The sequence below is a fragment of the Azospirillum isscasi genome, from assembly GCF_030849505.1.
In the GTDB taxonomy this organism is placed as follows: Bacteria; Pseudomonadota; Alphaproteobacteria; order Azospirillales; family Azospirillaceae; genus Azospirillum; species Azospirillum isscasi.
In genome coordinates, this window is record NZ_JAUJFI010000258.1 from 1 (window position 1) to 4,914 (window position 4,914).

6 protein-coding genes and 1 pseudogene are annotated in these 4,914 nt (G+C 69.2%); 2 read left to right on the plus strand and 5 right to left on the minus strand.

Features of this window, described 5'->3' with window-relative positions; translation table 11 throughout:
* The 4 genes and pseudogenes from QSG27_RS27650 to QSG27_RS27665 all read right to left on the minus strand — a co-directional run.
* Window positions 1-259 (minus strand): annotated as a pseudogene (locus QSG27_RS27650) (flagellar hook-length control protein FliK); the annotation flags it as partial.
* Between the two features lie 225 nt (window positions 260-484).
* Window positions 485-1,000 (minus strand): flagellar basal-body protein, encoded by a 516-nt coding sequence (locus tag QSG27_RS27655; RefSeq protein WP_306711902.1) that lies wholly within the window; start codon window positions 998-1,000, stop codon window positions 485-487.
* Complete coding sequence (locus QSG27_RS27660) at window positions 993-1,400, minus strand: rod-binding protein (protein WP_306711904.1); 408 nt, start codon at window positions 1,398-1,400, stop codon at window positions 993-995. Before QSG27_RS27660 ends, QSG27_RS27655 begins: the two co-directional genes overlap by 8 nt.
* Window positions 1,400-2,578, minus strand: coding sequence for a flagellar basal body P-ring protein FlgI (locus tag QSG27_RS27665; protein ID WP_306711905.1), 1,179 nt, complete (start codon window positions 2,576-2,578; stop codon window positions 1,400-1,402). The genes QSG27_RS27660 and QSG27_RS27665 overlap by 1 nt, the downstream gene beginning before the upstream one ends.
* A gap of 252 nt (window positions 2,579-2,830) precedes the next feature.
* On the opposite strand from QSG27_RS27665, the gene QSG27_RS27670 reads away from it, so the two are divergent.
* Window positions 2,831-3,247, plus strand: coding sequence for a flagellar assembly protein FliX (locus QSG27_RS27670; RefSeq protein WP_306711907.1), 417 nt, complete (start codon window positions 2,831-2,833; stop codon window positions 3,245-3,247).
* A gap of 243 nt (window positions 3,248-3,490) precedes the next feature.
* Entirely contained in the window at window positions 3,491-3,910 is a 420-nt protein-coding gene (gene dksA, locus QSG27_RS27675) for an RNA polymerase-binding protein DksA (RefSeq protein WP_174440846.1), read from the plus strand.
* A gap of 180 nt (window positions 3,911-4,090) precedes the next feature.
* Here dksA and flgH read toward each other — a convergent pair whose 3' ends face one another.
* Window positions 4,091-4,891 carry a flagellar basal body L-ring protein FlgH gene (gene flgH / locus QSG27_RS27680; RefSeq protein WP_306711912.1) on the minus strand — a complete coding sequence of 267 codons (801 nt, stop codon included), beginning with the start codon at window positions 4,889-4,891 and terminating at the stop codon, window positions 4,091-4,093.
* Between the last annotated feature and the right edge of the window lie 23 nt (window positions 4,892-4,914).

Consider the following 4,914-nt stretch of genomic DNA (forward strand, 5'->3'; position numbering starts at 1 on the left):
CGGGCCGGGCCGGCTGGGCGCGCTCCGCCGCCTTGCGGACCGCGGGCCGATCGTCGGAGTCCGCCGCGGCGTTGCGCCGCTCCAGGGCCGCGGCGTCCGCCTGGGCCTGATCGCGCTTCCGGGTGGCGGCCTCGCTGATGAGGCGGTCCATCATGGAGGCGAACATGTCGCTTCGCGGGGCCGTGCTCTGGCCGGAGGCGGTCTGGCCCCTGACCAGGCTTTCGAACGCGGAGGACGCGGTGTTCGTTTGGATGGCCATGGAACGGATTCCCCGAAGCAGAGATGCGCACCCTGTCGATAAGCAACTAACGGGCCAGTCCCGGGCCGCCGCCGGGGCGCCGGACCCGCCGCCATGCCCGGCAGTTCCGTCCGCCGGGCGGCAAAATCCGCCGGGTGCCCGGCGCTTCTTGCCGGACTCCGCAACGCCGAAGGGCCGCCCGGTCGGACGGCCCTTCCCGCGGATGCCGGCGGTTCCGGCGGATGGTCAGAGACGGGTGTTCAGCGTGGCGGAGGTGGACGGCCCATGGGTCGGCGTGACGTAGGTCGCGCGGGGTGGAACCGGGGCGGTGCCGTAGGCGACGGTGGTGACCTGCCGGGCGCGGTTGATGGCGCCGACCACCGTGTCCACCAGGATCTTCTGCGCCGCGCTGTTCCGGCGCAACGCCTCGGCGTTCGCGGCGGACGCCTCGTACAGCGCGCGGGTGGCCTCGCGCAGGCGGGCCTTGGTCTCGTCGGGCAGGGCGGCCATGCCCTCGCGGTCCACGCGCAGCAGGCGCGACACCTCCTCGTAGACCAGCATCATCGGCTGCTTCTCGCGCGCCAGCCGGGCCAGTTCGGCGCTGGTGCAGTGGCGCATCACCGCTTCCGTCTCGCGCGCCAGATGGGCGCTCAGCCGGTCCATCAGTTCGACCAGCGCGTCGGCGCGCTCCCCGGCGTTCTTGGGCAGATTGGCGGCGGGAGCCTTGGACGGCTGCGGGAAGCGGACGTCGACCTTATCCATGATTGCCCTCCTGTGCGCGCAGAAGCTCGCGGTAAACCTGATCGGCGATGCCGAACCCGCCGCTGCGGGACACCTGCTTGCCGTATTCGTTGGTCAGCATGGAGCGGAACATCTCCTCACCATGGCCGCCGCCGAAGGTCTCGTCCACCTCGACCCCGTCGAACATGTGGCCGAGCATCTGGGAGACGAAGACGCTCTCGAACTCGTTGGCGGACTGGCGGAGCTTGGCGCGGATCGCCGGGTCCACCTTGCTTTCCGCCGTGCGGGGATCGGCCAGATCGGTCCGCACCGCCGTGCGGAAGCTCGCCTGGGCTCCGGTCTGGGCTCCGGCCTGGGCGCGCTCGGCAGCCGCCGGGAGGCGCGGGGGCGGAAGGCCGGGAAGGGAAAGCGCCGTATCCATCAGATCACCTCGATCTCCGCTTGCAGGGCGCCGGCGGCCTTGATCGACTGAAGAATGGCGATCATGTCCCGCGGACCCACGCCAAGCGCATTCAAGGATTGTACCAACTCCTGAAGCGTCACCCCGGAGTTCATCACGGCGAGGCGGTTGTTGGACTGGTCGTCCACCTGGATGTCGGTGCGCGGCACCACCGCGGTCTGGCCCTGGCTGAAGGGGCCGGGCTGGCTGACCTGGGGCGTCTCGGTGACGCGGATCGTCAGGTTGCCCTGGGCGATGGCGACGGTGGAGATGCGGACGTTCTCGCCCATCACGATCACGCCGGACTTCTCGTCCACCACCACGCGGGCGACCTGATCGGGGGTGACGCGAAGCTGCTCGATCTCGGTGATCAGGCCGACGATGTCGCCGCGCCGCGCCTCCGGGACGCTCAGCAGGACCGAGGACGGGTCGGTGGCCTGCGCCCGATTGCCGCGGAGCTGGATGTTGATGGCGGTCGCCACCCGCTGGGCCGTGGTGAAGTCCGGGTTGCGCAGCGACAGGCGCAGCACCGGCAGCTCGGCCAGCGAGAACTGGATCTCGCGCTCCACGATGGCGCCGGAGGAGATGCGGCCCGAGGTGGGAACGCCGCGCGTCACGCTGGCCCCCTGGCCCTGGGCGGAGAAGCCGGACACCGCGATCGGCCCCTGGGCCACCGCATAGACCTCGCCGTCGGCGCCCAGCAGCGGGGTGACCAGCAGCGTGCCGCCCAGCAGGCTCTTCGAATCGCCCATCGCCGAGACGGTGGCGTCGATGCGCGTGCCCTGGGCGGAGTAGGGCGGCAGGGTCGCCGTCACCATCACCGCCGCCACGTTCTTGGTGCGCAGGTTGGTGCCGCGGGTGTTGACGCCCATCCGCTCCAGCATGCCGACCAGGCTCTGCTCGGTGAAGGGCGAGTTGTTGAGGCTGTCGCCCGTGCCGTTCAGGCCGACCACCAGGCCGTAGCCGATCAGCATGTTGTCGCGCACGCCCTCCACGTCCACCACGTCCTTGATCCGCGCCGACGAGGCCGAGGCCGGCGCCGACAGCAGGACCAGCGCCGCCGCCATGGCGGCCAGCAGGGCGACCGCGCGGAGCAGGACGGCGGCGCGGGGCATGGCGGCATGACGCAGGGCGGCGCGGGGCAGGGCGGTGGCGGTCATGGCGGGGACACTCCTCAACGGCTGTCCCTTCCTATACAAACGGCGTGCCAGAGCCGCGGGCGGCAGGCAACCGCCAGGATCGGCAAGCGGAACGGCGGGCGGCGGATGAAAAGGCCGGAAATTGGCACCGCGTCCGACCGCTTTATGTCACGCAAACGGGGCAATTTTTGCCCGATTGCGGCAAGCCTTGACCAGATGTTAAGGTGCTTCCATCTAGAGTATCGCGCTTTTCCGAAACCGGTTGCACGGAACATGAAAGTCGAAGGCCCCGGAAAACTTCGCGGCAGCAGCTCGGTCCGGCGCACGGGGAAGGCCGAAGGCTCGTCCGGTGCGTCGTTTTCCAAGCAGCTCGTCGGCGAGACCAACAACGCGCAGGGCGTCCATGCCGCAGCACCGCTGGCCGGCATCGCCAGCGTCCTGGCGTTGCAGGAAGTGGACGATGCCACCGCCCGTGCGTCGCGCGGGAAGATGCGCGCCGAAGAGATGCTCGACAAGCTGGAGGAGATCCAGCACGGGCTGCTGGCCGGCACGCTTCCGGCGCAGAAGCTGATGGACCTCGTGAAGGTGGTGCAGTCGCGCCGCGTCCATGTGGACGATCCGCGGCTGGCCGACATTCTTGACCAGATCGACCTGCGCGCCCAGGTCGAGCTGGCGAAGCTCACCCCCTGACCGCCTTTCCCGGTTCCGCCGCCCGCGGTCCCGGCACGGGGCGGTCGGGCGCCGCCGGTCCTTCCGGCCATAGGACCGGCTTTTCGGCATCGGCCGTACGGTCAAGGCCGGACGTTTCACAAAACTTTGCTTCTCCAAGGGCTTGTTCGCGCTTCGATAGGCAAAGCGCGGGGTTGCGGTTGCCGATGCGGCTACCTATACTCCGCGCCGCCCGGATCACCCTTTTGCGTTGGATGCTCTCGGATGTCGTCTCCGCTTCTGCCTAAGAACTACGCCCCGTCGGAAGACGAGGAGTTCATGAATCCCGTCATGCGGGAATATTTCCGCCAGAAGCTTCTGCGCTGGCGCGCGGAGCTGCTGGCCGAATCCAGCGAGACCCTGAGCAGCCTCCAGGAAGGCGGCATCCAGGAACCGGACATCGCCGACCGCGCGTCGGCGGAGACTGACCGGGCGCTGGAACTCCGCACCCGCGACCGCGAGCGCAAGCTGATCTCGAAGATCGACGCGGCGCTGGAGCGGTTGCAGGACGGTTCCTACGGTTATTGCGAGGAAACGGGGGAGCCCATCTCCGTCCGCCGCCTCGACGCCCGCCCCATCGCGACGCTGAGCCTGGAGGCCCAGGAGCGGCATGAGCGGATGGAGCGCACCCAGCGCGACGACTGACGCCGCGCCTTCCAAGGCGTGCATTGGAAAAGCCCCCGCCGGAACCGGCGGGGGCTTTTTTCGTCGGGGCCGGCCCGGCGGCAAACCCGGCAAACCCGGTCACGGCAAAAGGCGCCGGGCGGCAGAAACTGCCCTCCCGGCGCTCTTCCGGCGCTCTTGCCCGCGGTGTCTCGCCCGCCGTCAGAAGGGCATGATGATGTCGAAGAGCTGCTGGCCGTAGCGGGGCTGCTGCACGTCGGTGATCTGGCCGCGTCCGCCGTAGGAGATCCGGGCCTCGGCCACCTTCTCGTAGCTGATGGTGTTCTGCGCGGTGATGTCCTCGGGCCGGACCACGCCGGTGATGATCAGGTCGCGCACCTCGTAGTTCACGCGGACCTCCTGCCGGCCCTGGATCACCATGTTGCCGTTGGGCAGGGTCTGGGTGACCAGGGCGGCCACCTTCAGGGTGATCTGCTCCTTGCGGTTGACGGCGCCCTTGCCGGCGTTGGAGGTGGTGCTGGACAGGTCGATCAGGCTGTCGGCGCTCACCCCGTCGGGCAGCGCGCGTTGCAGCGCCTTGCCTTCGAAGCCGAGGAAGTTCGGCATGCCGGCGGTTTCGGAGTTGTTGCGCGTCCGGGTGGTCTGGTTGTTGATCTGGGCCTGGTCGTTGATCTGGATGTCCACGGTCAGCAGGTCGCCGACCTTGTTGGCGCGCTGGTCCTTGAAGAACGCCTTGGCGCCGGTCCGCCACAGGGAGTTCGGGTTGCGCTCGGTCGGCAGCGGGGTCGGCATCGGCAGGCTGACCGGCTGGTAGCCCGGCTGGGCCTGCGGGTCCTTGATCTTGGTGAGTTCGGGAGCGGAGCCGATGTCCCCCACCCGCGACATGGCGTTGCAGGCGGGAAGACCGGCGGCGACGGCGGCGAGCAGCGCGAAGCGGAAAGCCGTGCGGGTGGTGATCTTGAGGGCGGTGCTCTTGAGGGCGGGGCTCTTGAGGGCGGACATGGAGCTTTCTCCTTACTTCGCGC

What these genes read in the sequence shown, in the direction of transcription:
- QSG27_RS27660 (WP_306711904.1), bottom strand. Translation starts at nt 1,400, where the DNA reads ATGGATACGGCGCTTTCCCTTCCCGGCCTTCCGCCCCCGCGCCTCCCG.
- QSG27_RS27670 (WP_306711907.1), top strand. Translation starts at nt 2,831, where the DNA reads ATGAAAGTCGAAGGCCCCGGAAAACTTCGCGGCAGCAGCTCGGTCCGG.
- flgH (WP_306711912.1), bottom strand. Translation starts at nt 4,891, where the DNA reads ATGTCCGCCCTCAAGAGCCCCGCCCTCAAGAGCACCGCCCTCAAGATC.
- dksA (WP_174440846.1), top strand. Translation starts at nt 3,491, where the DNA reads ATGTCGTCTCCGCTTCTGCCTAAGAACTACGCCCCGTCGGAAGACGAG.
- QSG27_RS27665 (WP_306711905.1), bottom strand. Translation starts at nt 2,578, where the DNA reads ATGACCGCCACCGCCCTGCCCCGCGCCGCCCTGCGTCATGCCGCCATG.
- QSG27_RS27655 (WP_306711902.1), bottom strand. Translation starts at nt 1,000, where the DNA reads ATGGATAAGGTCGACGTCCGCTTCCCGCAGCCGTCCAAGGCTCCCGCC.